This is a genomic window from Endoryza foliicola (assembly GCF_050589245.1).
Classification (GTDB): domain Bacteria; phylum Bacteroidota; class Bacteroidia; order Chitinophagales; family Chitinophagaceae; genus Endoryza; species Endoryza foliicola.
The window spans coordinates 141,995-167,973 of record NZ_JBOBEW010000004.1 but is presented as its reverse complement, the minus strand read 5'-3'; the positions used below and the strand labels follow the sequence as shown (position 1 = coordinate 167,973).

The window sequence follows — 25,979 nt, the reverse complement described above, 5'->3', positions numbered from 1 at the left end:
CGCTAATTTTGCACTCCACATCGCGAAGTAGAGCAGCGGTAGCTCGTCGGGCTCATAACCCGAAGGTCGGGAGTTCGATCCTCCCCTTCGCAACAAAAGAAAGCCCCGCATTGCGGGGTTTTTTGTTTTTAATCGCGGAGAAGCAGAGGAGGGAAAGTCGCAGAGGGAACAGCCGGCGACGGAAAAAATCATTGATCTCTTCCCAAACTATTTTCAACCATTTTAATAGATTTTGTGCGACCCCTTCAGGGTCGAATACAATGCATCATCTTCTTGTGCTACTGATATGCGACCCCTCCAGGTTCGACTGCACACAACAGGTTTTTTGTTTTAATAAAGAATGAAGGCGATCAATAACCAATTGATATCTTATTACGAGGATATGATATCTATTTCGCAGGAATTTGTTCGGTGCTGGGAGCGAGCGTAAGCTCGCGGATTTTACAACAAGCGTAAGCTTGATAAATAATCTAATTCAGCAGTTGGCGCAAGCGTAAGCTTGTGCCTAAAATACAAGAAGCCTATCACATAAGCGAAGCGATGCGGGATTAGCTTGTGCCCAATATTCAACATCCCTTTCATTTTGATCTTTATCATATGCGACCCCTCCGAGGTCGATTGCACACAACAGGTTTTTGTTTTAATAAAGAATGAAGGCGATCAATAACCAATTGATATCTTATTACGAGGATATGATATCTATTTCGCAGGAATTTGTTCGGTACTGGGAGCGAGCGTAAGCTCGCGAATTTTACACCAAGCGTAAGCTTGACAATTAATCTAGTACAGCAGTTGGCGCAAGCGTAAGCTTGTGCCCAAAATACAAGCAGCCTATCACATAAGCGAAGCAATGCGGGCTTAGCTTGTGCCCAATATAAAAGCAGTCTAACCCGTGAGCAAAGCGATTCTGGCTTAGCTTGTGCCCCTTATACAAGCAGCCTACCACATAAGCGAAGCGATTCGCAATTAGCTTGTGCCCAATATTCAACATCCCTTTCATTTTGATCTTTATCACATGCGACCCCTCCAGGGTCGGACCCCGTTTCACAATCCTTTTCTACCAATATACGACTCCTCTGGGGTCGATTGCGCTAAACAAACTCTTGGAGTAACATAGAATAATCGATTTGAAGCTCCTGAATAAGCCTTCTAGAATGAAGGTGATCAATAACCAATTGATGTCTTATTACGAGGATATGATATCTATTTCGCAGGAATTTGTTCGGTGCTGGGAGTCCCGAGAGCCAGCGATTCGGGATAAGCTCGCGGATTTTACAACAAGCGTAAGCTTGATAAATAATCTAGTACAGCAGTTGGCGCAAGCAGCCTGTCCCGTAAGCGAAGCGATTCGCAATTAGCTTGTACCCAATATTCAACATCCCTTTCACTTTGATCTTTACCACGTGCGACCCCTTCAGGGTCGAACCCCAATCCACGATCTTTTTCTACTAATATTCGACCCCTACAGGGTCGGGCATTAAATCACGATTCCTTGCAGCTATTGACGGTCGATTCCTAAAAGGTCGATCGCATTGCATTATTTTCCCTTTCTACCAATTTAGCAACCCCTTCAGGGTCGGACATCAAATAAAAAACATTGAAAAAATACGCCAAGCCTTCAATCGTATATACCGGCCTCTTATAATTCAGAGAACGCAGCACGCTTTCATCAAAGAACCAAGGCCCAAGGCCTAAAGCCTAAGGCCTAAAGCCCAAGGCCTAAAAACCTAACACCCAACGCCCAATAAAAAAAGCGTTCCCTTTCCAAGGAACGCCTTTCATGGCTATCTGTATTCTTTAATTATTACAAAAGAAATCAAGTGATCTCAAATTCCCCAATTGACTAATTCACTCATCAACTACGCTCTTCTTACACTACTCGCACCACTGGCCTTAATATCTCTGATCTTCGCATTGCCTTTGTAACGAATATCGCTGGCGCCGCTGGCATGAGCATCGATGATTTCATTTACAGTGATCTTGATATCACTGGCACCACTCGCTTGTACATCACATTCATCAGCAGTTAAATCGAACCCTTTGAAATCGCTGGCACCACTGGCTTCAACTTTCAACTTGTTTACTTTTCCATTGATTTCAATATCAGATGCCCCACTAATGTTGGCATCAACTGTAGTAAAATCAACTGATCCTTTGAAATCACTAGCGCCCGACAATTCCAAGTTCAACTTTTCGCCTTTTAATACACCACTTACATACACATCACTCGCACCACTCGATACTAATTTATCGATGCTTTTTACAGAAACATAAGCTCTAAACTTCTTCTTACCATTTTGTTTCCACCACTGATGTTCGGCATCAATGTAAATTTTCAATACACCGTCTACCACATCTGTTTTAATTCTATTTCTGCTTTCAACATCTGTTGCACTCACAGCAACGGCTTCTTCATTGGCTTGCGACAAATAAAGATCAACAGAATTTGAAACGCGAATGGCGTGAAAACTTCCGGAAACTTTTCTTGTTTCAATATTAGGATCGTTGATCACTTTTTGAGCAGATGCTACTGCAACTGTGAACATGCCTACGAGGGCGAATACTACTGATTTCATGTGTTGAACATTTAAGTTGTTAGTACCTTATTAGCTTTTGCGTGTTACAGCGCCACCGCTGCTTGTTTTAATATCTCTGATCAAACCCTCGCCTTTGATGTGAATATACCCACCACTGCTGGCGCTGGCCGACAATTCTTTACTTACATAGGTTTGAACACCTGCACCACTCGATACTTTAAAATCACCGTTCACTGCCTTCAAATCATATCCTCTAAAGATAGCACCACTGCTGCTTTCTACTTTAATTTCTCCACTCACCGTACCTGTTAGTGTAGCAGTAGCACCGCTGTTCATATCAACTGAAATAGACTCGGCTTTTATCTTACCATTCACCGTTGCACCACTGGTAATTTCCATTTCTAAACTGCCGGCATTTACTTCTTCTGTAAACTCCACATTTGCACCTGAACTTACTTTCAACAAATCCAATTTAGAAACCGAAACATAGGCTCTCAAATGTTTGTTGCCGAACTGCTTCCAAATTTTCCAATCATCTCCATTGTCGAAATAAATTCTCAAAATACCATTCTCTACCACTGTGCGAATTTGATCACGGAATTTGATCTCATCTGCACTCACTGCTACAGAACTTTCGCTACCCTGACTCAAATATACTTTAATTCCTTGCTGTACTTTGATTCCATGAAAAGAAGCTACTTCTCTTTTCTCTACATTCTCATCGTTGATTTTTTGTGCGCTCACACTTGATACTGATACGATCATTAAAAGACCTAGAAAAAGACGTTTCATATGTATGTTTTTATGTTTTATAGACTTCCCGATTCAAACAATGTTGCATTGATGCATGTTATTGACCGGTGAACAACAGAGGTAGGACGAACCAGCGGCTCAAATGTTACAGGCCCTTGAAATAATTTTTTGTCCCTATCTTTGCGTCGCAAGTTTCGAACCAATAATGGATTCGAACTCAAGTTCCCGGGGTGCTAAGTTTTTGATTTTGAAGCGCTTCATCAAAAACCTGGCTGAGATAAGACCCGTTGAACCTGAACAGGGTAATGCCTGCGCAGGGAAGGTTGCCACTACTCGCGAGCTCATTAGGAGTAGTACGTCTTCACTATCGCAGCATTCCACAAATCAATTTTTTTTAACGTCTAAATCACGAATCATGAAAAAATTGTTTTTGGGGGTATGCTTCATCGCAACTGCACTGAGTGCAGTTTCCCAAACAATTAGCGGGCAAGTCACAGACGCCCAAACCAACCAGCCTATCAGCGGCGCCACCGTATTTTTAAACAAGTCGGAAGGTTTAGCCACTACAGAATCAGGTAGTTTTTCATTCGGAAAACTCAAATCAGGGACCTATCAAGTTCAAGTAACAGCCATTGGCTACAAGAAATGGGACAGCGTTGTTGCCCCAGGGGCCCGTTTTACCGTACAATTACAGCCTTGGAAACTTTTCATGCAACCGGTGGAAGTAAAAGCCCTGCGCGCAGCAGACAAAGCTCCTTTCACTAAAACCAATATTTCAAAAGCTACTATTGAAGCTCAAAATCTTGGTCAAGACCTCCCTTTTCTTTTGAATCAAACCCCATCGGTAGTCATTAACTCCGATGCCGGCAATGGCATAGGATATACCGGCATTCGTATTCGCGGAAGCGACGCTACTCGTATCAATATGACCATCAATGGCATTCCTTACAACGATGCAGAATCGCAGGGTCTTTTCTTTGTAAACCTTCCCGATTTAGCATCCTCTGTTTCATCCATTCAAATTCAACGGGGCGTTGGAACTTCTAGTAATGGTGCCGGCGCATTTGGAGCATCCATGAACTTCTCCACTAACGAAGTAAATACCAATGCTTATGCAGAATTTAATAACAGCGTTGGATCCTTTAACACATGGAAGCATACAGTGAAAGCCGGAACCGGATTGATTGGCGGCCATTTTACGGTTGACATGCGCATGTCGAAAATTCAAAGTGATGGCTACATCAACAGAGCGAGTACCAATTTAGGTTCACTCTATTTTTCAACTGCGTATCTAACTGAGAAATCATCGCTTCGTTTCAATATTATTACCGGCAAAGAGAAAACCTACCAAGCTTGGTACGGTGTTACGGATGCCGATTTGGCTACGAATAGAAGAGTGAATTATGCCGGCACTGAAAAACCGGGTGATCCTTATAAAAATGAAACAGATAATTATCAGCAAGATCATTATCAATTGTTCTTCAATCATGAGTTCAACAAGCAATGGCAATTCAATACCGCATTGTTTTTAACAAAAGGAAAGGGATACTACGAGCAATACAAAGCCGATGTAAAATACAGCAGATACGGACTACCCAACTATATTGTGGGCACCGATACTGTGAAAACAACCGACCTCATTCGTCAACTCTGGTTAGATAATAATTTCTACGGTCAAGTATTTTCTTTACAAAGAAAAGGTGCTATTACTGCTACTACAATTGGTGGTGGATGGAGTCAATACGATGGTCATCATTTTGGCGAGATCATTTGGGCCAAGGCAGGCATCGACCCAAATACCCGTTGGTACGACCACAAAGCAAAAAAGACCGACGTAAACATTTACATTAAAGAACAAATCAAGCTTAACAAGTTTTGGCAATTGGTAGCCGATGTTCAGTATCGATCTATTGGATACACCATCGATGGATTCAGAGACAATCCAACCGTTAACATCAACCAACGCTACAATTTCTTCAATCCTAAATTGGGGATCACGTATTCAAAAGGAAAGCTCCAATGGTTCAGCTCTGTAGCCGTTGCTCAGAAAGAACCTAACAGAGATGATTTTGAAGCAGGCGCTACACAGGTTCCAAAACCTGAAAAACTTATCGACTTTGAAATGGGATTGGAAAAACGCAGTTTAAATTACCATTGGTCGGCAACTGCTTTCTACATGGATTATAAAGACCACTTGGTGCTCACGGGTAAAATCAATGATGTAGGTGCGTACACACGCACCAATATTGATAAAAGTTTCCGTGCAGGCATCGAATTGGAAGGTGCCTACAAAATTCAAAATTGGTTAACCGCTCAAGGTAATTTTACTTGGAGTGCGAACAAGATCAAGAACTTTGTAGAATACTACGACAATTATGATGACCCTAATGGCAATCAAAAAGTAATTCCACATGGCACTACCGATATTGCTTTATCGCCTTCCATTGTAGCAGGTTCAACCATTACAGCAACGCCTTTCAAAAACGCGAGCATTGCTTTTGTAAGCAAATATGTGAGTCGTCAATACCTCGACAATACATCTGATAAGCAGAGAAGCCTCGCCGGCTATGGTGTTCACGACCTTCGTCTTCAATACCTTATTACAGGATCTACAATTAAAGAAACGCGTTTAATTTTTCAATTGAACAATGTACTTAACAAGATGTATGAACCAAATGGTTACACGTATAGCTATCAATACGGAGGAACCGTTACTACTGCCAATTATTACTTTCCAATGGCGGGAAGAAATGTGATGGTGGCGGTGAATTTTAAGTTGTAGGTGTTATGCGTTAGGCGTTAGGCCTTGGGCGTTAGGCATTAGGCTTTGGGCTTTAGGTTGTAATACTCAAAAGAAAAGTTGTATACTTTTAATTATAAGCCTCGGCTTTTTTAATTTTATATTTTTTGAAAAGCCTGTTGTAACTTATTACGACAGGCTTTTTTATTAGAACGAATAGATTCATAAGTAAGAAAACAGCATTCTATCACAGTGACCAACTAAAGTCTAACAACCTAAAGCCTACTACCTAATAAAAAAAGGCCCCTCACGGAGCCCACTAAAAACTAAATAACTTAATAACTCAACAACTTATCTTCCGTAAGTTGCTTCCCAACCCATCATTCCACCAACCAAATTTTTTACATTGCTAAAGCCCATGGTTTCGAGGATAAGACAAGCTTGGCCACTGCGGTTGCCGCTTCTGCAATACACAATTACTTCTTGATCTTTCAGTTCATCAATATCATCGGTTTGCATGGTTTGAATTTTTCCGAGAGGAACCAATACTCCACCAATATTAAAATCAGCATTTTCGAAAGGTTCTCTTACATCTACGAGATTCAATGCTTCACCCGCATCCAAACGGGCTTTTACATCAGCAGCAGAAATAGTTTGCATTATTGAAAGGGTTTTAATTTTTATTTGTTGTGTCTGGAATTACCGGAGGGGCAATCACCGGACGATCTATGCTTAAAAACAAATCGACGCTTTGGCCTTGACGCATTTTATTGATGCGATTGTCCATCGTAAAACGTTCCGGATTCTGTTTGATCACATACGCACTAGCGGAGTCCGATACCCCATCCGCCACTACAGTTCCCAATACGAGTCCATTCGATTCCAATACAAATTTAGCTTCTGTATAGGTCAATCCCACCAACTCAGGAACTGAAAACTGATCTGCTCCGGCACCGCTGCCCAATATCAAATCAATCTTTGTTCCCATGCTAATTTTAGTACCGGGCTTGATTCGGGCACCGCCCATTTGTTGTTCCAATACCGAATTTTTTGCATAGTCGGAACGATACAACGTATCTCCCATTCTCAATCCATATTGCTTCAGCATCAACTGAGCATTTCGAAAGCTGAGGCCTTCCAATAAAGGCATTTCGATTGTTGGAGGAACAGAACGGTTGATCGTTAAATAAACAGTGCGGTTTACTTTTACTACTTCATCGGCTGCAGGAAACTGACGTAGAACTGCCATTGCAACAGCTGTATCGTTGTAAATTGAGTCTTGAATTTCTACGTCAAATCCTGCTGTTTCCAAAATACGTTTTGCCTCGGCAAAAGTTCTCCCTTCTACACCCGGAATGGTCATGGTTTTACCATGACGGGTTACCAAGTTCAAAGAAAACATAAACAATATTAACACAACAGCCAATCCGCCAAAAGCGAAGAGTATGTTGACCCAAAGTGGCTTTGATGTAATGGATTTAAACACGCTGTCTTTTTTTCGATGATTCGTATTGGTTATTTTCTTGTCAATGCTTCTTCAATGAGTGAGGAATAAAAATCCTTCAAATTCCATCCCATAATTTGAACCTGTTGTGGCACAATGCTGGCAGCACTTTGGCCGGGCACCGTATTGATTTCAAGAATGTACGGTTGCTTCGCTTCTTCATTGTAAATAAAATCGATGCGCACCACTCCTCGGCAATTGAATACTTCATAAACTTTTCTAGCCGTACTGCGAATTTGCTCTTGCATTTCCGAAGTAATTTTCGCAGGGGTAATTTCTTCACTCGCCCCCTGATATTTAGCTTCGTAATCGAAGAAATCTTTTTTGGTAATGATCTCGGTGATGGGAAGAACTATAATGTCTTCTGTTGTTTTGAAGACTCCCACCGTAAACTCGCGACCTGAAATAAATTCCTCCACCAATACTTGGGTATCTTCTTTAAACGCTTTGTCTAATGCCGCAGGAAGTTCAGCAGCTTCGTTCACTTTGCTCATGCCAATACTGGAGCCTCCGTTATTGGGTTTCACGAACACCGGTAATTTTAGCTGAGCCAAGATGGCTTCAGCACTCACCGGACTGTGTGTGAAGAGGTGCAATGATTTGGCTGTTTTAATGCCACCGAAAGAGGCAACGGCAACAGTATATCGTTTGTTAAAGGTAAGCGCAGAAGTTGCTGCATCACAAGAAGTATAGGGTAACCCTACTAAATCGAAATAGCCTTGTAATTTCCCATCTTCACCGGGTGTTCCGTGGATGCCAATCAATACCGCATCGAATTTGATTTTTTTTCCTTCAATTTCAAGGGAGAAATCGTGCTTGTTCACTTCTATTTTAGATCCATTGTGAACGCAATTCCAACTTGTGGGAGTGATGTCAATTTTATAGAAATCGAACTTTGAAGTGTCGATGTTTTTCTCAATAGTGATGGCGCTTTTATAGGAAATTTCTGCTTCCGTAGAATAGCCACCGGTTACAAATGCAATTACGGGTTTCATGGATCTGATCCTAGTTTAATTTTGGCAAATAAACGAAAAGGAATCCGTTTTGGAAGGGCCTTTTCGCCCAAATGTGCCTAGTATTGGCAAAAATCGAGCTAAAAACGAAATCAGGTGAAGAAAATGCATTCCCCACCTGATTTTAATGAATTTTTATCAGAAATAGCTTAGATGTGCAGTTTTGCTTTCTTCGCCATCAAATCGTCTACCGTTTCTTGGTACATTTCATCGGGAACGCAACAGTCAACCGGACAAACAGCGGCGCACTGAGGTTCTTCATGGAAACCTTGACACTCGGTACATTTATTCGGAACGATGAAATAGGTATCAACGCTGATAGGAGCATTTTTTGTGTCTGCATCGATCACAGAACCATCTAAAAGGGTAAAACTACCTTTTACCGTTGTACCGTCGGCAATTGCCCATTCTACACCGCCCTCATAAATTGCATTATTGGGACATTCAGGTTCACAAGCTCCGCAGTTGATACATTCTTCAGTAATCTTAATAGCCATAAGGAAAGAAATTTAATTGAGTGGAATACAATTATTTTTGCACTACAAATTTAGGTGGAATGAATGTACAACAACGAATTGAATTATTAGAAAAACTGAGAAATTATATTTTGTCGAATGAGGCGCAATGGGAGGAGGTGAAACTTCGTGCATCTCAGCAGAATGGATGGTTCATTCCTGAATTCATAGAACTGGCCATCAATAATATTGCAGTCGGTTATCTTTCGCCCGAAGCCTTACAAAAAGTAGTGGTAGCCTATCAGCTAAATGAACCTGTTGCGGCAGTAAAGAAAGTGGGCATCATTATGGCCGGTAATATACCCTTGGTAGGTTTTCACGACCTGCTTTGCTGTTTTTTAGCAGGTCACCAGGCCATGGTGAAACTATCATCGAAAGATGAAGTATTAATGCGTCACATTATCCAAAAATTAGGCGAATGGGCGCCCGAAACAGGATCATTGATCCAGATCGGCGAACTGCTGAAAGGCTGCGATGCCTATATTGCTACTGGTAGCAACAATACCGCTCGCTATTTTGAACAATACTTTGGAAAATATCCGCATATTATCCGTAAAAACCGGACTTCAGCGGCCCTCTTAGATGGCACTGAAACCGCTGAACAACTGGCGAGCCTTGCCGATGATGTATTTCAGTACTTTGGATTGGGTTGCAGAAATGTGACCAAGCTTTATGTGCCAAAAGACTACGATTTCATCCCGCTTTTAGAAGCATTCAAAAAATATGCTTCATTAGCCGACCATCACAAGTTCAAAAACAATTACGATTACCAATTGGCCATCTTGATCATCAATAAGAAGTTTTATATGACCAATGGAAATGTGCTGTTGTACGAAGATGCGTCGCTCTTCTCCCCTATCAGCCAGCTCAATTATGAGTTTTATGAATCGAAAGAAGCGGTGATTCAGTCTTTGCAGAACAGAGAAGACCTTCAGGTACTAGTAGGAACTCCGGAATTCCCCTTAGGATCGGCTCAGTGCCCCGGCATCACCGATTTTGCCGATGGAGTGGATACCCTGAAATTTTTGCGGTCGATCTGAACAAATTGACAGTAACCAAAAGCCCAAAATAGGGGCTGAAGTATTCAAAACGAGCACAAAAGGACCGGTGTTGGAATCTTAATAAACCAACCCTAATAAATCCGCAAATGGCAGCAAATGCAGGCCAATTGCGGATTTTTTCGTATCTTCCCTATCACGATCTACGAAGACTTTAGTAAATTTATTGTTAAATGGAAAATCGTTGGGAACAAATGATCGAAAGCCTTCGTTAATTTGTTTTGGAAAGGCACAGAATTTGTGCCCCCGTAAGAACCGAATTAAGAATCATTCAAAGAAAAACAGAAGATGCATATGAAACAGGTTTTAAGTGTAATCTTAATCAGCGCGGCTACCTCCATCGCAAGTGTATGGGGTTATAACCGCTTCGTGAACGACGGAACCTATCAGTATCCATCCAGTGGCAGCACAGAGCAAGGAAAAGTTCCTGCAAACTATGCCGGATTCACCGGTGCAATTGGACCTGAAGGAGCCATCGACTTTACAAAAGCTGCAGATGCGGCTGTACCGGCTACCGTTCACATCAAAACCAAAGTAACAAGAACGCAAACCAATAATTTACCACGCAAATCACCGTTCGGAGACATGTTCCCCGATTTTGATATGGAAGATTTGTTTGGTGATCGTTCTCGCTCCATGCCTCAAAGTGCTTCAGGTTCCGGTGCTATCATCAGCGATGATGGTTACATCGTTACTAATAACCACGTGGTAGATGGTGCCGATGAAATCAGCGTTACCTTGAACAACAAGAAAACCTTCACTGCTAAAGTGGTAGGTACTGATCCTGCAACAGACCTTGCAGTGATCAAAATAGAAGCAAAGAACTTACCCTTCCTCATCTATGGTAACTCAGATGATGTGAAAGTAGGTCAGTGGGTATTGGCTGTTGGTTATCCCTTAACATTGGAAACCACTGTAACTGCAGGTATCATCAGTGCGAAAGGAAGAACCCTTGATATCAACAGACGTCAAAGTGCTACTCCCGTAGAATCTTTCTTACAAACCGATGCGGCTGTAAACCCCGGTAATAGTGGTGGCCCCTTGATCACTACTGATGGTAAACTAATTGGTATCAACTCTGCCATCGCTTCTCCAACAGGCGCATTTGCAGGATATTCATTTACCATTCCTGTGAACATCGTGAAGAAAGTAATTGCCGACTTAATGAAATTTGGTACCGTTCAAAGAGCTTACCTCGGTATTCAATACCCTCGTGAAAATTTGAGCGAAGAATTGAAAAAAGAAAATGGCATCAAAGAAGGAGAAGGAGTGTATGTAATGGAAGTAACCAAAGATGGTGCGGCTGAATCGGCCGGTATCAAGAAAGGTGATATCATTACAAAAGTTAACGGTAAAGAAGTAACCAGCGGTGCTGAAATGGTGGGACAAATTGCAACTTACCGTCCCGGTGATAAAATTCAAGTGAGCTACAAGCGCGATGGAAAAGAATATACCATTCCTATTACCTTGCGCAACTCTACCGGAACAACCGAAGTAGTAAAGAATTCTACCATCGATAAATTGGGTGCAGAATTTCAAACCATCACCAAAGACTTCGCGAAAGAACTCGGTGTTGCGGGTGGTGTTGAAATCAGAGCCATTGGATCAAATGGACTTCTGAGCCGTGTGCGTGTGCAAGAAGGATATGTAATTACGAAAGTGAACGGCAAAGAAGTAAAATCACTCGATGAATTCAAAAAATCACTCGAAGGTCAAACCGGAACAGTGAAGTTAGAGGGTGTATATCCCGGTTATGAGGGAGTGTATCCGTTAGTGATTAATCTGGGGGGTAATTAATAATTAACAATTAATAATTAATAATTAGAGGCGCGCTTGCGCCTCTTTTTTTATTAGGCGTTAGGCCTTAGGTTGTTAGGCTTTGGGCCTTAGGTTATTAGGCCTTAGGTTATTGGGCTTTAGGTTTTAGGTTTTTTGATTACTGAAAAGTCTTTTAACTGCAGCGTCTTCCGGCGGAACCTGCTGTTCGCTCGCGACAGGCTAAGGATAAGCTGAGAAACCTTGCAAAGTATTCGTGGAGTTTCTTTTTCTTAATTGTGTCAGCACAGCAGCAACTTAGCGTCATGCGTTGCGTACCTTTGCGTTCTTCTTTTCTTTGCGGTAGAGTAAACTGATCGAAATTTTTAGTGTGTCCTTCACCGCGGCAGCGCAGCGTCCGTCAATAAGGTCTTCGACTCAACCTTCGGTTGGCCGGCCCTTCGACAAGCTCAGGAACCTCGCAAAGTTTTTTTATATGAAAGTGAATATTCGCGCTTTAAAATGAATGGACTAAAGCCCAAAGCCTAAGGCCTAAAGCCTAACAACCTAACACCTAAAGCCCAACAACCTACTTCACCAATATCAAACTCTCATACGCTCTCAACTCAAAACTCTGAAAAGGAATTACATCCACTTTTTCGTGTGTGAAAACATTCGCATATACCCCACTCACGTATCCTTCCTTCAATTGCACAAAACTATGATTGGGAGAAAGATTGATCAATGCCAATACTTCTCTTCCTTCAAAGCGTCGTACAAAAGCCATCACATATTCATCGGCGTTGGTAGGAATCCATTGCACTTCATTTCCGAAAGCGAGCGCAGGATGATCGCGGTGAAGCTGAAACAAGGTTTTGTAGAATTCATGTAAGGCAGGTTGACCGCCCCATTCAATTCTATCCTTATCAAAAAACTTGAGTCGCTTGTGATTGGGTTGCTCTTGCCCGCTATAGATCAAAGGAATGCCATTCCAAAGGGTGCTGATAACCGCCAAGGGCTTTGCAAAGGGACCGTATTTCTCATACTCGGTTCCGTTCCAACTGTTTTCATCGTGGTTACTTGTGAAAAACAATTGAGTGGTATTGGAGGGAAAACTTACTTGATAATTATGCAATACATTACGGAGTTGACTAACCGAAAGCTGACCCTTTCCTAGTTTTTCAGTTTCGTGCATCCAAGTCCAAGCATAACAAGCATCGAATACTTCGAGGTAGTGAATGTCTTCTGTTTCAGCCAACCAGAACAAGTCTTTTACATCAGAAAGCTCCATACGTGCTCTTCTCCAAAAATCGAGTGGTACTAAATGGGCCATATCGCAACGAAATCCATCAATATCGCATTCTAATACCCAAAAACGCATGGCATCGATCATAGCTTTGCGCATGAGGCCGTCGTAGTAGTTCAGATCAATTACATCGTTCCATCCATTGCTATCATACATCGCACCTTCCGCATTTTTCTTATAAAAGCCGGGATTGGTTTGGGTCCAAATATGATCTTGTCCGGTATGGTTGGCCACCCAATCGATGATCACTTTCATACCTAGGGAATGGGCATAAGCCACGAGCTCCCTAAAATCATCAATGGTACCAAATTCGGGGTTGATGGCAGTATAATCGGAACAGGCATAGTAGCTGCCCAAGGATCCTAATCGACCTTGAACGCTGATGGGCGTTATAGGCATAAACCATAGGGTGCCAACGCCCATGTCTTTTAGCCGCGGTAAATGCTTGGAAAATGCTTCGAAAGTCCCCTCCACAGTGTACTGACGCACGTTCACCTCATAAATTGTGGTGGATTTTGACCAAGGGACCGGGTTGAATGATTTCAGTGTCATATCGTCAAAGATAAGACTTGAAGGCCAAGGCTAAAAGGCCCTGCCACCGGAATAAATCATTAGCTGGCCACAACTTTGTACCTTTGCGCTTGTTATAGTGTTAAAGAAAGCCACCCGAAGCACATGAAATCATTTAACGTTCCGGTTCATTATAGAAGTCCTCTGATAGCCTCCATCAAAAAATCGAGAAAAGAGGCAGATAAAATGAAGAAAGACTTCAGTCCTACCCTTTTAGACCTTGGACCCCTACAAATTTATTTGGCGCGCCATTTTGGCTTTTGCTATGGAGTGGAGAATGCTATAGAAATAGCTTTTCAAACCATTGAAGAGAATCCCGGCAAACGTATTTTCCTGTTGAGCGAAATGATACACAATCCGCAAGTAAATGCCGATTTGCAAGCCATGGGTGTTCAGTTCTTACAAGACACGTTAGGAAAGCAATTGATCCCTTTTGAAAGTTTGACATCTGATGACGTAGTGATCATTCCTGCTTTCGGTACTACTTTGGAAATGGAAGCTTATTTGAACAGTTTGGGAATCACTACATCAAAATACAATACTACTTGTCCTTTTGTAGAAAAAGTTTGGAACAGAAGCGAACAGATCGCGAACAAAGGATACAGCATCATCATTCATGGTAAACCCAAGCACGAAGAAACGCGCGCAACGTTTTCGCATGCACGTGCCAATGCACCGGCTGTAGTATTGAATGACATGAACGACGCCATCATACTAGCCGATTACATCACCGGCAAAAAACCTTCAGAAGATTTCTATGAAGAATTCAAAGGAAGATACTCGGAAGGATTTGATGCAAGCAAAGACTTACAAAAAATTGGTGTAGTGAATCAAACTACACAGCTCGCTAGCGATACCCAAGCCATTGCCGATTATTTGAAACAACAGATGATTGCTCATTATGGATTAACCGCTGAAACCATTGCTACTCGCTTTGCAGACACGAGAGATACTTTGTGTTATGCAACTATGGACAATCAAACTGCTGTAACCGCTATGTTAGATACCCCTGCCGATTTAGCCATTGTAGTGGGTGGTTACAATTCTTCGAATACAACCCATTTGGTGGAATTGTGTGAAGAGAAATTGCCGACCTATTTCATTAGCGGACCCGAAAAAATTGGAGACGATTTTTCAATTGAGCATTTCAATTTTCATAATAAAACTTCAAGTATTACTCCAAATTTTCTTCCGGAGAACAAGCCTACAAGAATTTTAATTACCTCCGGCGCTTCTTGTCCGGATGCGATTGTAGAGCAGGTGATTTATAAGGTGGCGAGTAAGTGGGGAGGATTAAATATTGAGTTTTAAGTTTTTGAGTTTTAAGTTATTAAGTTTGGGGCCTTTGGCGTTGGGCTTTAGGCCGTTTGTTGTGAAGAACACGACTTCGCTTCTAAACAGAGTGCTCACGCTGCGTTATCGCTGCGAAGGTTCCTGAGCGGGCCGAAGGCACAGTCGAAGGATGCTTCGCCGCTGCGGTGAGAAAAAAATAACTCTTTGCGAATACTTTGCGGTCTTGGCGGCCTCTGCGGTGATAAAAAGCCTAAGGCCTAAAACCCAGCAACGCAACTTCAAAAAAAAGGGAGCCGCTTAACGGCCCCCAACTAAAAAACTAAATAACTTATCTACTCAACAACTTCACGCTATTACTGCATTTTAAAGCTCTCCAGGAATTTCGTATTGAAATCGCCGCTGATGAACTTCTCATTCTTCATGAGTTGTTGATGGAATGGAATGGTTGTTTTCACTCCTTCAATAACGTATTCACTCAATGCACGGCTCATGGTATCAATTGCTTCCTTACGTGTACGAGCAACCGCAATAATTTTTGCGATCATTGAATCGTAGTAAGGAGGAATAGTATAGCCTGCATATACGTGAGAGTCGATACGAATACCGTGACCACCGGGTTGGTGCAACACCGTAATTCTGCCCGGAGAAGGTCTGAAGTCGTTGTAAGGATCTTCAGCATTGATACGACATTCGATGGCGTGTATCGCTGGTTCGTAATCGGCTCCACTGATAGGATCGCCGGCTGCAATTTTGATTTGTTCTTTGATCAAATCGAAATTGGTTACTTCTTCGGTTACGCAATGTTCTACTTGGATACGAGTGTTCATTTCCATGAAGTAGAAATTGCGGTGTTTATCAACGAGGAATTCGATGGTACCTACGCTTTCATATCCGATAGCGCTGGCAGCTTTGCGAGCAGCTTCACCCATGCGGTGGCGCAATTCGGGAGTCATGAAAGGTGAGGGAGATTCTTCTACTAATTTTTGGTGACGACGTTGAATAGAGCAATCGCGCTCACTCAAGTGACACACTTTACCGTAGCGGTCGCCGGCCACTTGAATTTCGATGTGGCGAGGTTCTTCTACGAATTTTTCGAGGTATACACCGTCGTTTTTGAAAGCGGCACCAGCTTCAGCGCGAGCGGTATTGTAGGCGCGTTCCATTTCGTCTTCGCTCCATACCACACGCATACCTTTACCACCACCGCCGGCAGTTGCTTTTAAGATAACAGGATAGCCTACGTCTTTTGCCAAGCTTTTCGCTTGTTCGAGGCTTTCCAACAAACCTTCTCCACCGGGAACCACAGGAACGCCGGCTTTGATCATGGTATCTTTAGCGGTGATTTTATCACCCATCAAACGAATTTGATCGGGAGTAGGTCCAATGAATTTGATTCCATGGTCGCCACAGATTTCAGCGAACTTGGCATTTTCTGCCAAGAAACCGTAGCCGGGGTGAATACCATCGGCATTGGTGATTTCGGCAGCGGCCATAATATGAGGGATATTCAAATAACTATCAGAGCTAGCGGGCTTACCAATACAAACGGCTTCATCAGCGAATTTCACGTGAAGACTGTCTTTATCGGCAGTTGAATATACGGCAACCGTTTTGATGCCCATTTCTCTACAAGTGCGGATCACACGAAGGGCGATTTCGCCACGATTAGCGATCAATATTTTCTTGAACATGGAGTTTAATTAAAGTTGAAAATGGGGGTACAATGAACAAATCCCTTTCTATTATGAAAAGGGATTCATTCAAGTAGCTATTTTCTTAGGCAGGTTCTACCAGGAATAACGGTTGATCGTACTCAACTGGAGAAGCGTCCTCAACCAAAATTTTCACGATTTTTCCTTTGACTTCACTTTCAATTTCATTGAAAAGTTTCATCGCTTCGATGATACAAACTACAGAGCCTGCATTGATCTCAGAACCGGGTTCAACGAACACGGGTTTACCTGGAGATGGGCTGCGGTAGAAGGTACCAATCATGGGACTTTTAATGGTAACTAAGTTATCGGTGCTCGCTTCAGCAGCTTTTGGCTTATCGGCTGCAGGTGCAGCGGCGGCAGCGGGTGCAGCTGCAGGAGCAGCGGCAGCATAAGAAGCAGCGGCAGGCATCGCCATCGTAGGAGCAGCAATCACTTGTTGTACGGGCTCCTCTTTTTGTTTGATGGTCAATTTGAAACCTTTCTCCTCAATCGATACTTCACCGATGTTGGATTTGTTGATCATTTTAATCAACTCCTGAATTTGTTTGAAATCCATCAGAATGGGTTTTTAAGTGATCGGTTCTGTTAAAATTGGCGGCTAAGATAAGGCAAAATCGCCATTTGGACACAAAATGCCCTTATCAAAAAAAGTGTTACTAAAAGTAACACTTTTAACGACTTAGGTATAATAAATTATGCTAATTATTCTTTTACGCGTTCTACGTATTCACCTGACTTGGTGTTTACACGGATCAACTCCCCTTCATTTACGAACAAAGGCACGTTAATAGTGGCTCCTGTTTCGAGGGTAGCTGGCTTTAAAGTACGGGTAGCGGTATCACCTTTAATACCGGGTTCGCTATAAGTTACTTTCAAAACAATTTTGTCGGGAAGTTCCACGCTCATCGGAGTTTCGGTTTCAGTGTTTACCAGAACACTTACTTCCTGACCGTCTTTTAAGAACTGAGGCGCGTCAACCATAGATTCTTGAACAGCAATTTGTTCGAAGGTTTCGCTGTCCATGAAATTGTAGCCGGTATCGTCTTTATAGAGGTATTGATAGTTTTTGCGTTCAACGCGAACGGGATAGATGGTATCGCCACTGTTCCAGGTTTTTTCGATACTGCGTGAGTTGTCTACACCTTTCAATTTCGCCCATACTTTCGCAGCAGCGCGGGCAGTTTTGTTCTCCCCGAACTCTACAATTGAATACAAGCTACCGTCTAATTTGATGATCATACCACGGCTGATATCTGATGTACTTGCCATTGTATTGTTTGTTTTATTGTAAAATGAATCGTTTCCGCTTTTTGCGGAGGGCAAAACTAGGGAAAAATTCGGGATTTCAGAGGGGCGAGGAAGTTTTCACCGCGGCGGCGCAGCGTTTTCGCAGCGCTAGCATTCCCTATATTTCCTCCCTTCCGCTTCCTCGTTCTCGTTTCCCCCTGTTCTTCCCCCTCTTCTTTCTCTTTATTTCCTCCATCTTGCTTCTTCCCTCCTGTATTCCGGCTGTTCCATTATTAATTATTAATTCTTAATTATTAATTACTTCCTTTCCCCACCAAATCGCCCTTTTCATCATCATTTTATATACATTCCAATTTCCGGGGCTATCTTTTGCTTAATTTCTACGTATCTATTTAAACAAATGATACTGAAATCAGGTTCTAGTATAGATCCGGCCACACTTTAAATTTCCTGCGAATGCGATCAAAATGTACTTTTTTAGCTTTTCTAGTAATAATTGGATGCTCTCTTCATTCTTTCGCCCAAAAAACCAAGAACAACTCGGCTGCGAAATGCGGCACCATGGACCGACTGCAAAGCCACTTCCAACGCAATAGCAATCTTCAAAAACAGTTTGAACAACAACGCGACCTCTTCAATACAAAGCTTCGCAACGGAGCCATACAATTGAAAACAGATCAAGTGTATTCCATACCGGTGGTGTTTCACATCGTACTCACCAATCCGAATGCAGTTACGGCCGCGCAAATTCAAGCGCAGCTCGATACCTTGAATAAAGACTATAGTGGCACCAACGGCGATACAAGCCGCATACCGAGTTATTTCAAATCGCTCTTAGGCAAATCGTCTATACAATTCTGTTTGGCTCAGCAAGATCCAAATGGTGACCCAACCACCGGTATTAATCGCGTTACTACCTCTCAATCTTCTTTTAATTATACCGATGATGGCGTGAAATACAGTGTAGCAGGCGGTGTTGACAGTTGGGACCCCGATCGCTATTTAAACATTTGGATCTGTACCTTGGCGGGTGGTGTACTAGGATATGCAACGTTCCCGAACGATGGCGACCCCTTGGCACAAGGTGTAGTGGTTGACTACAATTCATTACCCGGAGGATCATATGCACAATACAACGGAGGAAAGACCTTGACCCATGAATTGGGGCATTATTTCAATCTCTACCATATTTGGGGGGATGATAACGGTGCATGCACCGGAACCGACTATGTTGATGATACTCCGAATCAAACAGACGCCACTTCAGGATGTGGCACAGGTATAAAGCTCGATGCATGTACTGCCACGGGAAACGGTATCATGTATCAGAACTATATGGACTATAGCTACGACCAATGTTTGGTAATGTTTACTACACAGCAAGTAACAAGAATGGAAGCCGCTTTGCTCACCTATCGTTCGTCTTTACTTAGCTCGAATGCTTGTAGCGCACCCGTTTTTTATCCAAACAATGCAGCTTTGATTTCAATTAACAATCCGGATATCCGCGTTTGTGCTTCTACCATCACACCTACTATAACGGTGAAGAACAAAGGAAGCAATGTATTGACCAGTTTGGTGGTAACCACTACTTTAGACAATGGTACCAGTGCCAATTATACTTGGACCGGTTCTGCAGCCAACAGTGCCACTGTAAACATCAGTTTACCGGCAAAAAACGTTGCTACCGGCTCTCATATCATTGCGATCACAATCAGCAATCCCAATGGAGCTGCGGATGGAGATGCCAGTAATGATAGCGCAAGCAAAACATTTTTGTACGATAGTCCCGTTGCTTCAATTACCGAAGGATTTGAAACCACCACCTTCCCACCAAGTGGATGGGATATTGTGAACAACGATTCAAAAGGCACTTGGAACCGTTCGTTGAATGCTTCGAAAACCGGATCTGCATCGGCAATGATTGACAATTACAACAACAATAATGTAGGTACTAAAGATGATTTGCGTTTACCAAGGGTAGACTTAACGGGTGTTGACTCTGCCTATTTAACTTTTCAAGTTGCTGCGGCAGTGTATTCGTCCGTTAATGGTACCAACACGGTTTGGGATACTTTGGAAGTGCTGGTAAGTACTGACTGTGGTGCTACCTATACTTCTCTCTACAAAAAATGGGGTAGCAGTTTGATCACCCGCACAGGTACTACCACCAATGCCTTTTTACCGGCACCTACAGAATGGAGAAAAGACTCGGTGAATTTGATCAATTACATTTCATCGGGACCTATTTTAATTGCTTTTAGAAATACGAATGGATACGAGAACAATATCTATTTAGACGATATCAATTTGTACACCATTACCATCAATCCGAATTTGAAGGCGAAGGGATTCATGGTAACGCCGAGTCCAACTTCAGGCAATATGCTCGTGCAATTTTTCCCGAATCCAAGCAACTTGATAGCCATTCAAGTGTTCAGTGCATCGGGACAAAAAATCATCGACAAAGCGGCCATTGGAGGCAATAACTATTATCAATTCAATATCAGTGGCGCTGCTGCAGGAATTTATTATGTGAGAGCGGTGTTTGGGGATAAGGTGCTGGTGAGGAAGATTGTGAAGCAGTAGGTAGGTTTTAGGCTTTAGGTGTTAGGCCTTAGGCTTTAGGCATTAGGTGTTAGGCTTTAGGTGTTAGGCTTTAGGATTATTGAATATCGGGTTCTAATCTGTGAGAATCTGTAATAATTTGTGCTATCCGTGGTAAATAGTTCACCGCGGAGGGCGCAGAGAGCGCTAGGACGACGCAAAGCTTAATTAAAGAATCTCTGCGACAGCTCTTCGCTCTTTGCGTTCGTTGCGGTGAACTAACTTAAATCCTTATTTTTGCCGCAAACAGCACCTCCATGAAATTTTTCTTGATTCGATATACCAAGATCGTATTCATTTACCTCCGTCTCCATGTGATCTTCCGCTTTTTTCATGGATTGCTTGATAACTTGCTGCACTTAAGTTTACTTTCAAAATGGATTGCAACCAATAAATCGAAGGCCCCAAATGATTTCCCTTCCAAATGGGATTATCAAAAGCGCTATCCCTTATATGAAGCTTTGCTAGAAAAAGAAAACCTGCTCACCACTCCTATCTCTTATTTAGAATTTGGAGTGGCCAGTGGACAAAGCTTTAAATGGTATTTATCGAAGAACAGTCATCCCGATAGCCGCTTCTATGGTTTTGATACCTTCACCGGTTTACCTGAAGATTTCGGTGCTTATAAGAAGGGAACCTTCAATGCCAACAATCAAACTCCTGAGATCAATGATAGCAGAGGAAGTTTCTATGCCGGATTGTTTCAACAAACCTTGCCCGGATTTCTAAAGACCTTTCAAAACGATAAACGTAAGATTGTGATGTTGGATGCTGATTTGTATTCGGCGACGCTTTTCACATTGGCTTCTCTGGCGCCTTTCTTTGAAGTGGGTGATTTGATTTTCTTTGATGAGTTTTCGGTGCCAACGCAAGAGTTCAAAGCTTTGCATGAATTTCAAATTGCGTTTCCGCATATTCAGTTGGAGTTTGTTGGGGCTTCGAATAATTTTTATTTCACGGCGTTTCGAGTGGGGAAAGTAGGGTTTTAGATTTGGGGAGGCTCACCTCAGAGGGCGCTAAGACCGCAAAGAAGTCGCAGAGATTTTCGTTGCGAACCTTTGCGATCTTTGTTTCTTTGCGGTAGAGGAAAAAGACTGAAAATTTTGAAGACTGAAATCGCTGAAAGAGTTAGTTTTCTTTGACCACGGATATCACCGATTTGAAAAGATTAACACAGATTAGCCCTCGGTATTCAATCAACCTGACTGCCGGCTGTTCAATTATTAATTGTTACTTATTAATTATTAATTGGCTTTCCCGGCTGTTTCATTATTAATTATTAATTCTTAACTATTAATTATCATGCCTTTCTCAGTTGCCGTCTCAACCTTTCGCACACCCGTAAAAAAGAATTACTGGTTAATAGCATTTATTGTATTATTCTTTGCTTTATGGATCAGTACATTGGTGGGAACCTCTGACCTCAACAATTGGTTTTTGGAGAATACCCTCACCTTTATTTTTCTGATCTTCTTGTTTGTTACCTATAAGAAATATCAATTCAGCGATTTAAGTTATCTGCTCATTTTTGTTTACATCTGCTTGCATGTATACGGGGCGAAGTACACCTATGCCGAGAATCCGCTCGGGTATTATTTGCAAGACCTCTTTCATACCAAGCGCAATCATTACGATCGTATTGTGCATTTCAGCTTTGGATTCCTTTTGGCATATCCGATGCGCGAATTGTTCTTGCGTTGGTTGGGCTATCCGGTAAGAGTGTCGTGGTTATTGCCCATAGAGATCACGCTATCTGTAAGTGCATTCTATGAATTGATCGAATGGGCGGTTGCAGATCTGTTCTTCCCTGCCCAAGGCGATGCCTACTTAGGTACTCAAGGTGATATTTGGGATGCGCAGAAAGACATCTTCCTCGCGTTCTCAGGTGCTATTATTGCCACAACTATTGTGAGTGTTATTAAGAAGTGGATCTGGAGCGGAGAAGAGAAAAAGTAATTGAGTTGTTGAGTTGTTTAGTTTTTAAGTTGTGACTCAACAAACATTTTTATCACTAAAAAACCAAATAACTTCCCTTTAATTGAATTTTGAGTTCTATGGCACCCAACTAAAAAACTAAACAACTCAAAAACTTAAAAACTTCCCTTATTCTCCTTTCATAAACAGATGCCCTTCGAGTCGGCCCTTCGACAAGCTCAGGGACCTAGCAGCGTTTTCGCAATGAACGTCGCTGCGAAAACGCTGCGATCGCTGCGCCGCCGCGGTGAAAAAAAAACAAAAACTCTCTGCGACTTCTCAGCGGACTTTGCGATCTCTGCGGTGAACCATCTTTAAACGCCTTTCATAAACTTCACAATATCCCTTAACAACTGCGTAGACGCATCGATCTCGTCTTTTTTAATAGACACGCTCTCAATATTGAACCCAATTGGGATCTTCTTTTTCTCAGCGAATTCGATGATTTCGGAAGCGATGTGCTTGCAGGTTTCAACGGAGGAAGCAAGGATGTCTTTAGAGTGCTTCAAATCGTTGTACAACCACTTGGGTACTTCAATGCCCAACCATTCCATAAACTTCAGGGTTCTGAGAGAACCGCAGGGTGATAAGGTGAAAATGATGGGATGAAGTTCTTGATTGTTATCGAGTGCAGAATAATAGTAGTCGGACAATAAGTTCTTGGTATCGTTCATGCTGTAAACGCATTGTGATACAAAGAAGCGGCAACCGTCATTGCTTTTATTAAAGAGACGCTCGTGTTCGTCGCCTTTGCGGGTATGTCGCTCGGGGATGGTAACGCCGCCCAATACAAAATGATTGGCCAATTCCTTCTTCAGTTCATAGGCATCTTTCAGAGTGAAATTGGTGAGTTCAATTTGTTTGCGGGAGGAAGCCCCTACGAACACAGAGTATTCCACGTCTTGATTGGCGAGGATCCATTCGGTGAATTGGGCCTTGTTCAGATTGCCAATGCTTTTATAAATGATTTTTGGGATTTCCAGGTCGGCGAGGTATTGACGGCTGTAGTCTTCCGGAGTTAGGGTTGGAACGAAGCTGAAGGTACGTTCTTCGTCGGTGCGGGTCGCTTCGTCTTGGATATCGTAGAGCAGGAGTCCGTCAACGGGAATTCCTTGCAAACGTTCTTTTTGTTTTTGGGCGATGAATGTTCTGCGTTCCAAATCGGTGGTAACCTTTGGAGGTGTGAGACCATAAAAAACCAATCCGGTAGAGCGTGCGGCTATCTTCTCGTGCAACATAGTGTAAAATATGCGCGAAATTAAATAAGAATTCAGAATAAGAATTAATAATTAATAAGTAATAATTAATAATTGAACAGCCGGCAGTCAGGTTGATAGAATACCGGGGTCTAATCTGTGTCAATCCGTAAAAATCTGATCTAAAGGCTATTTGTGGTCAAGAAAAACTCTCTCACTAACTTCGGTCATCAAAATTTTCGATCTTTTTCCTCTACCGCAAAGAAACAAAGAACACAAAGGTACGCAACGAAATCCTCTGCGTTCCGCTGCGCCGCCGCGGTGAAGCTATTTCAAATTTCGGGTTCTAATCTGTGTCAATCCGTAAAAATCTGTGCTATTTGTGGTCAAAAAATCACCGCGGTGAACTCCCCTACAGCTTTCTCACCTTCAACCTCGCTCCCTTCCCAATAGGCACCCACACAGAATCACTCATCAAATATGAATTCGCAAACACACCTCCACTCTTCTCAAACGCATCACCCCACAAAAACAAAGTATCCTTCTTAATCGTATACTCACCCAGTCGACTACATGAAAAATCAATATACCCTATCACTTCATAATACCTGTTGTTTTCATACAAAGTAACAACCCCCGTATCATATTGTCCCTGATGCGTACGGGCCTCCACTAAAGGCGCCCCCAGTCGCAACCTAAGCCACACTGACGATCCTAAAAACGAAAAGACCGTACCCACCACCACCAAACAACTCACCGCTATCAACCAACTCTTACTAATTAATTTCTCCTCATACTTCACCACCATTCGTATCAGTGCCCAAAGAGCAAGTACAATCAACAACACGCTCGATAAGACGAAAAAAATGCTTTGCACAAGTCCCGAACAAGACTCAATAGAGGCATTGGAATAGATCAACCATCCGGAGAGGAGGAGTGCGGGGATGGCGGGTAAGAAATTAAGGAGATAATGGTAAGGTTTAGACAAAATAACAAATTGAATATAGTTTGAAGATATGGAATTTTAGGAAAAACTCATTTCTCATCAATACCGTTTCACAACCGTTTGATACAAGTACTCTATCAACTTATAGTGAATAGCTGATAGGTCACAACCTTTGCTAACAATAGTGCGATTGTTTATTTTTCCCATAAAATCAAAGTAGGTTGGATCATACTTATTGGTCCCTCTTTTTTCAGGTAGCTGGAATATGAAAGACTTTGAGAGCATATCAAGAAACTCTTGGTACTGTTGGTCTGACAGTTTTGTCACTCGGTATTTCACAGAAGTAGCTAAGGGACCACTACAACAATCAGGCGCATAATAAACCGTTTTGTCGTTCTTAACTATTATTCGTCCAAGACATTGAAAGCCGTAAACATCTACTCTAAAAAACTCAAAGTTAGTTATGGGAACAATGAGTTTTTGAATGTTTAAAAACTCCATGGTATCTTGGCTTCCGTTCCCCGCAACAAAAACAAACGATAAAGTATCTGCTGTTTTTTTTAATACTTTAAAAGCTAGCGCCTTTCCCGGATACATTTCAAACTGCCAATTACTTACTAACAAACTATCATCCTTAAACTTATACTGCAAATAAGAAATCGAATTTTCGTCCGTCTTATAATTGGAATCAGTCAAAAATTCAATACTCTTAATTTTTTTACTGACAAATGTTTTTCCGGAGTAAGAGGGGGTTTGGCTGAAGGAGGGTTCAGTTAAGAAGTTAAAAATGGCAAGCATGATAACAATGCGATACATCATTCTATATTAATTGGTGCACAATGGGGCACTTTTCTTAGAAATACGATTTCAAATTCTATCCTTCAAAAAAAACCAACAAATCCGCAATTGACTTCCACACCTCAGCCACCATACCAATAAAGGCAATCTACACAGTTCACTTTTATTGCCCCATGAACATAATATACAAATGGCTTGGGCACCCAAGCATACAAAAGCTGTCCACCGGATGCATTGTGAGAAAGATAGAACCAAGTATCAATTGGCGGGCAGTCGTAAACATCAATAAATCCTTCCGATTCTACCATAGACGCTCCATCACAAATTGTATTATCTATCTCAGCGACCAAAATCTCTCCTTGAAATTTCTGAAAGGCAATAGGCTGTCCAACACACTCCTTCTTTTTCACGAGTTGATATTCAAACAATTCCTTGCACAAACCTTCATCAT

21 protein-coding genes, 1 tRNA gene and 1 riboswitch are annotated in these 25,979 nt (G+C 42.2%); of the genes, 8 read left to right on the top strand and 14 right to left on the bottom strand.

Annotated elements, in window-relative coordinates; translation table 11 throughout:
• Positions 1-21: 21 nt before the first annotated feature.
• Positions 22-93, top strand: a tRNA-Met gene (locus ACQ2HE_RS10580).
• 1,766 nt (positions 94-1,859) lie between these two features.
• Here the strand turns inward: ACQ2HE_RS10580 and ACQ2HE_RS10575 are convergent.
• Together ACQ2HE_RS10575 and ACQ2HE_RS10570 are read right to left on the bottom strand one after the other, a co-directional pair.
• Complete coding sequence (locus ACQ2HE_RS10575; protein ID WP_430899705.1) at positions 1,860-2,576, bottom strand: head GIN domain-containing protein; 717 nt, start codon at positions 2,574-2,576, stop codon at positions 1,860-1,862.
• 30 nt (positions 2,577-2,606) lie between these two features.
• A complete protein-coding gene (locus ACQ2HE_RS10570; protein ID WP_430899707.1) occupies positions 2,607-3,329 on the bottom strand; it encodes a head GIN domain-containing protein in 723 nt (240 codons plus the stop codon).
• A 177-nt stretch (positions 3,330-3,506) separates the two neighbouring features.
• Positions 3,507-3,627: riboswitch (TPP riboswitch) on the top strand.
• 78 nt (positions 3,628-3,705) lie between these two features.
• Between ACQ2HE_RS10570 and ACQ2HE_RS10565 the strand changes: the two genes are divergently transcribed.
• Positions 3,706-6,072 (top strand): TonB-dependent receptor, encoded by a 2,367-nt coding sequence (locus ACQ2HE_RS10565; protein WP_430899709.1) that lies wholly within the window; start codon positions 3,706-3,708, stop codon positions 6,070-6,072.
• 309 nt (positions 6,073-6,381) lie between these two features.
• Here the strand turns inward: ACQ2HE_RS10565 and ACQ2HE_RS10560 are convergent, their stop codons facing one another.
• The 4 genes from ACQ2HE_RS10560 to ACQ2HE_RS10545 all read right to left on the bottom strand — a co-directional run bounded on the left by ACQ2HE_RS10560 (position 6,382) and on the right by ACQ2HE_RS10545 (position 9,044).
• Positions 6,382-6,690, bottom strand: coding sequence for a rhodanese-like domain-containing protein (locus tag ACQ2HE_RS10560; protein WP_430899711.1), 309 nt, complete (start codon positions 6,688-6,690; stop codon positions 6,382-6,384).
• A 13-nt stretch (positions 6,691-6,703) separates the two neighbouring features.
• Positions 6,704-7,516, bottom strand: coding sequence for a PASTA domain-containing protein (locus ACQ2HE_RS10555; protein ID WP_430899713.1), 813 nt, complete (start codon positions 7,514-7,516; stop codon positions 6,704-6,706).
• A gap of 29 nt (positions 7,517-7,545) precedes the next feature.
• Complete coding sequence (locus tag ACQ2HE_RS10550) at positions 7,546-8,529, bottom strand: D-alanine--D-alanine ligase (RefSeq protein WP_430899715.1); 984 nt, start codon at positions 8,527-8,529, stop codon at positions 7,546-7,548.
• Between the two features lie 167 nt (positions 8,530-8,696).
• Positions 8,697-9,044, bottom strand: coding sequence for a 4Fe-4S dicluster domain-containing protein (locus ACQ2HE_RS10545; protein ID WP_430899717.1), 348 nt, complete (start codon positions 9,042-9,044; stop codon positions 8,697-8,699).
• Between the two features lie 59 nt (positions 9,045-9,103).
• Between ACQ2HE_RS10545 and ACQ2HE_RS10540 the strand changes: the two genes are divergently transcribed.
• Positions 9,104-10,102, top strand: a complete 999-nt coding sequence (locus ACQ2HE_RS10540; RefSeq protein WP_430899719.1) for an acyl-CoA reductase — start codon at positions 9,104-9,106, stop codon at positions 10,100-10,102.
• A 312-nt stretch (positions 10,103-10,414) separates the two neighbouring features.
• The gene (locus ACQ2HE_RS10535; RefSeq protein WP_430899721.1) at positions 10,415-11,917 is read left to right on the top strand and encodes a Do family serine endopeptidase; all 1,503 of its coding nucleotides are present in this window, start codon (positions 10,415-10,417) and stop codon (positions 11,915-11,917) included.
• A 547-nt stretch (positions 11,918-12,464) separates the two neighbouring features.
• On the opposite strand, the gene ACQ2HE_RS10530 is transcribed toward ACQ2HE_RS10535, so the two are convergent.
• Positions 12,465-13,733, bottom strand: a complete 1,269-nt coding sequence (locus tag ACQ2HE_RS10530; RefSeq protein ID WP_430899723.1) for an alpha-amylase family glycosyl hydrolase — start codon at positions 13,731-13,733, stop codon at positions 12,465-12,467.
• A 75-nt stretch (positions 13,734-13,808) separates the two neighbouring features.
• On the opposite strand from ACQ2HE_RS10530, the gene ACQ2HE_RS10525 reads away from it, so the two are divergent.
• Positions 13,809-15,062, top strand: coding sequence for a 4-hydroxy-3-methylbut-2-enyl diphosphate reductase (locus ACQ2HE_RS10525; protein ID WP_430899725.1), 1,254 nt, complete (start codon positions 13,809-13,811; stop codon positions 15,060-15,062).
• A gap of 335 nt (positions 15,063-15,397) precedes the next feature.
• On the opposite strand, the gene accC is transcribed toward ACQ2HE_RS10525, so the two are convergent.
• The 3 genes from accC to efp all read right to left on the bottom strand — a co-directional run bounded on the left by accC (position 15,398) and on the right by efp (position 18,028).
• Positions 15,398-16,735, bottom strand: a complete 1,338-nt coding sequence (gene accC / locus ACQ2HE_RS10520) for an acetyl-CoA carboxylase biotin carboxylase subunit (protein ID WP_430899727.1) — start codon at positions 16,733-16,735, stop codon at positions 15,398-15,400.
• Between the two features lie 85 nt (positions 16,736-16,820).
• Entirely contained in the window at positions 16,821-17,315 is a 495-nt protein-coding gene (accB, locus tag ACQ2HE_RS10515) for an acetyl-CoA carboxylase biotin carboxyl carrier protein (protein ID WP_430899729.1), read from the bottom strand.
• A 146-nt stretch (positions 17,316-17,461) separates the two neighbouring features.
• Positions 17,462-18,028, bottom strand: coding sequence for an elongation factor P (gene efp, locus ACQ2HE_RS10510; RefSeq protein WP_430899731.1), 567 nt, complete (start codon positions 18,026-18,028; stop codon positions 17,462-17,464).
• Positions 18,029-18,568: 540 nt separating this feature from the next.
• On the opposite strand from efp, the gene ACQ2HE_RS10505 reads away from it, so the two are divergent.
• The 3 genes from ACQ2HE_RS10505 (at position 18,569) to ACQ2HE_RS10495 (ending at position 22,570) form a co-directional block, all read left to right on the top strand.
• Complete coding sequence (locus ACQ2HE_RS10505) at positions 18,569-20,596, top strand: M43 family zinc metalloprotease (RefSeq protein ID WP_430899733.1); 2,028 nt, start codon at positions 18,569-18,571, stop codon at positions 20,594-20,596.
• Between the two features lie 275 nt (positions 20,597-20,871).
• The gene (locus tag ACQ2HE_RS10500; RefSeq protein ID WP_430899735.1) at positions 20,872-21,603 is read left to right on the top strand and encodes a TylF/MycF/NovP-related O-methyltransferase; all 732 of its coding nucleotides are present in this window, start codon (positions 20,872-20,874) and stop codon (positions 21,601-21,603) included.
• 313 nt (positions 21,604-21,916) lie between these two features.
• Positions 21,917-22,570 (top strand): DUF2238 domain-containing protein, encoded by a 654-nt coding sequence (locus ACQ2HE_RS10495; protein WP_430899737.1) that lies wholly within the window; start codon positions 21,917-21,919, stop codon positions 22,568-22,570.
• A gap of 332 nt (positions 22,571-22,902) precedes the next feature.
• Here ACQ2HE_RS10495 and ACQ2HE_RS10490 read toward each other — a convergent pair whose 3' ends face one another.
• The 4 genes from ACQ2HE_RS10490 to ACQ2HE_RS10475 form a co-directional block, all read right to left on the bottom strand.
• A complete protein-coding gene (locus ACQ2HE_RS10490; protein ID WP_430899739.1) occupies positions 22,903-23,826 on the bottom strand; it encodes a methylenetetrahydrofolate reductase in 924 nt (307 codons plus the stop codon).
• A gap of 370 nt (positions 23,827-24,196) precedes the next feature.
• A complete protein-coding gene (locus tag ACQ2HE_RS10485) occupies positions 24,197-24,772 on the bottom strand; it encodes a hypothetical protein (protein WP_430899741.1) in 576 nt (191 codons plus the stop codon).
• Between the two features lie 57 nt (positions 24,773-24,829).
• Entirely contained in the window at positions 24,830-25,549 is a 720-nt protein-coding gene (locus ACQ2HE_RS10480) for a hypothetical protein (RefSeq protein ID WP_430899743.1), read from the bottom strand.
• Between the two features lie 101 nt (positions 25,550-25,650).
• A complete protein-coding gene (locus ACQ2HE_RS10475) occupies positions 25,651-25,938 on the bottom strand; it encodes a hypothetical protein (protein ID WP_430899745.1) in 288 nt (95 codons plus the stop codon).
• Positions 25,939-25,979 lie beyond the last annotated feature (41 nt).

Coding starts and splice junctions, on each gene's coding strand:
- ACQ2HE_RS10575 (WP_430899705.1), bottom strand. CDS start 2,576: ATGAAATCAGTAGTATTCGCCCTCGTAGGCATGTTCACAGTTGCAGTA.
- ACQ2HE_RS10570 (WP_430899707.1), bottom strand. CDS start 3,329: ATGAAACGTCTTTTTCTAGGTCTTTTAATGATCGTATCAGTATCAAGT.
- ACQ2HE_RS10565 (WP_430899709.1), top strand. CDS start 3,706: ATGAAAAAATTGTTTTTGGGGGTATGCTTCATCGCAACTGCACTGAGT.
- ACQ2HE_RS10560 (WP_430899711.1), bottom strand. CDS start 6,690: ATGCAAACTATTTCTGCTGCTGATGTAAAAGCCCGTTTGGATGCGGGT.
- ACQ2HE_RS10550 (WP_430899715.1), bottom strand. CDS start 8,529: ATGAAACCCGTAATTGCATTTGTAACCGGTGGCTATTCTACGGAAGCA.
- ACQ2HE_RS10545 (WP_430899717.1), bottom strand. CDS start 9,044: ATGGCTATTAAGATTACTGAAGAATGTATCAACTGCGGAGCTTGTGAA.
- ACQ2HE_RS10540 (WP_430899719.1), top strand. CDS start 9,104: ATGAATGTACAACAACGAATTGAATTATTAGAAAAACTGAGAAATTAT.
- ACQ2HE_RS10535 (WP_430899721.1), top strand. CDS start 10,415: ATGAAACAGGTTTTAAGTGTAATCTTAATCAGCGCGGCTACCTCCATC.
- ACQ2HE_RS10530 (WP_430899723.1), bottom strand. CDS start 13,733: ATGACACTGAAATCATTCAACCCGGTCCCTTGGTCAAAATCCACCACA.
- accC (WP_430899727.1), bottom strand. CDS start 16,735: ATGTTCAAGAAAATATTGATCGCTAATCGTGGCGAAATCGCCCTTCGT.
- accB (WP_430899729.1), bottom strand. CDS start 17,315: ATGGATTTCAAACAAATTCAGGAGTTGATTAAAATGATCAACAAATCC.
- efp (WP_430899731.1), bottom strand. CDS start 18,028: ATGGCAAGTACATCAGATATCAGCCGTGGTATGATCATCAAATTAGAC.
- ACQ2HE_RS10505 (WP_430899733.1), top strand. CDS start 18,569: ATGGACCGACTGCAAAGCCACTTCCAACGCAATAGCAATCTTCAAAAA.
- ACQ2HE_RS10500 (WP_430899735.1), top strand. CDS start 20,872: ATGAAATTTTTCTTGATTCGATATACCAAGATCGTATTCATTTACCTC.
- ACQ2HE_RS10495 (WP_430899737.1), top strand. CDS start 21,917: ATGCCTTTCTCAGTTGCCGTCTCAACCTTTCGCACACCCGTAAAAAAG.
- ACQ2HE_RS10490 (WP_430899739.1), bottom strand. CDS start 23,826: ATGTTGCACGAGAAGATAGCCGCACGCTCTACCGGATTGGTTTTTTAT.
- ACQ2HE_RS10480 (WP_430899743.1), bottom strand. CDS start 25,549: ATGATGTATCGCATTGTTATCATGCTTGCCATTTTTAACTTCTTAACT.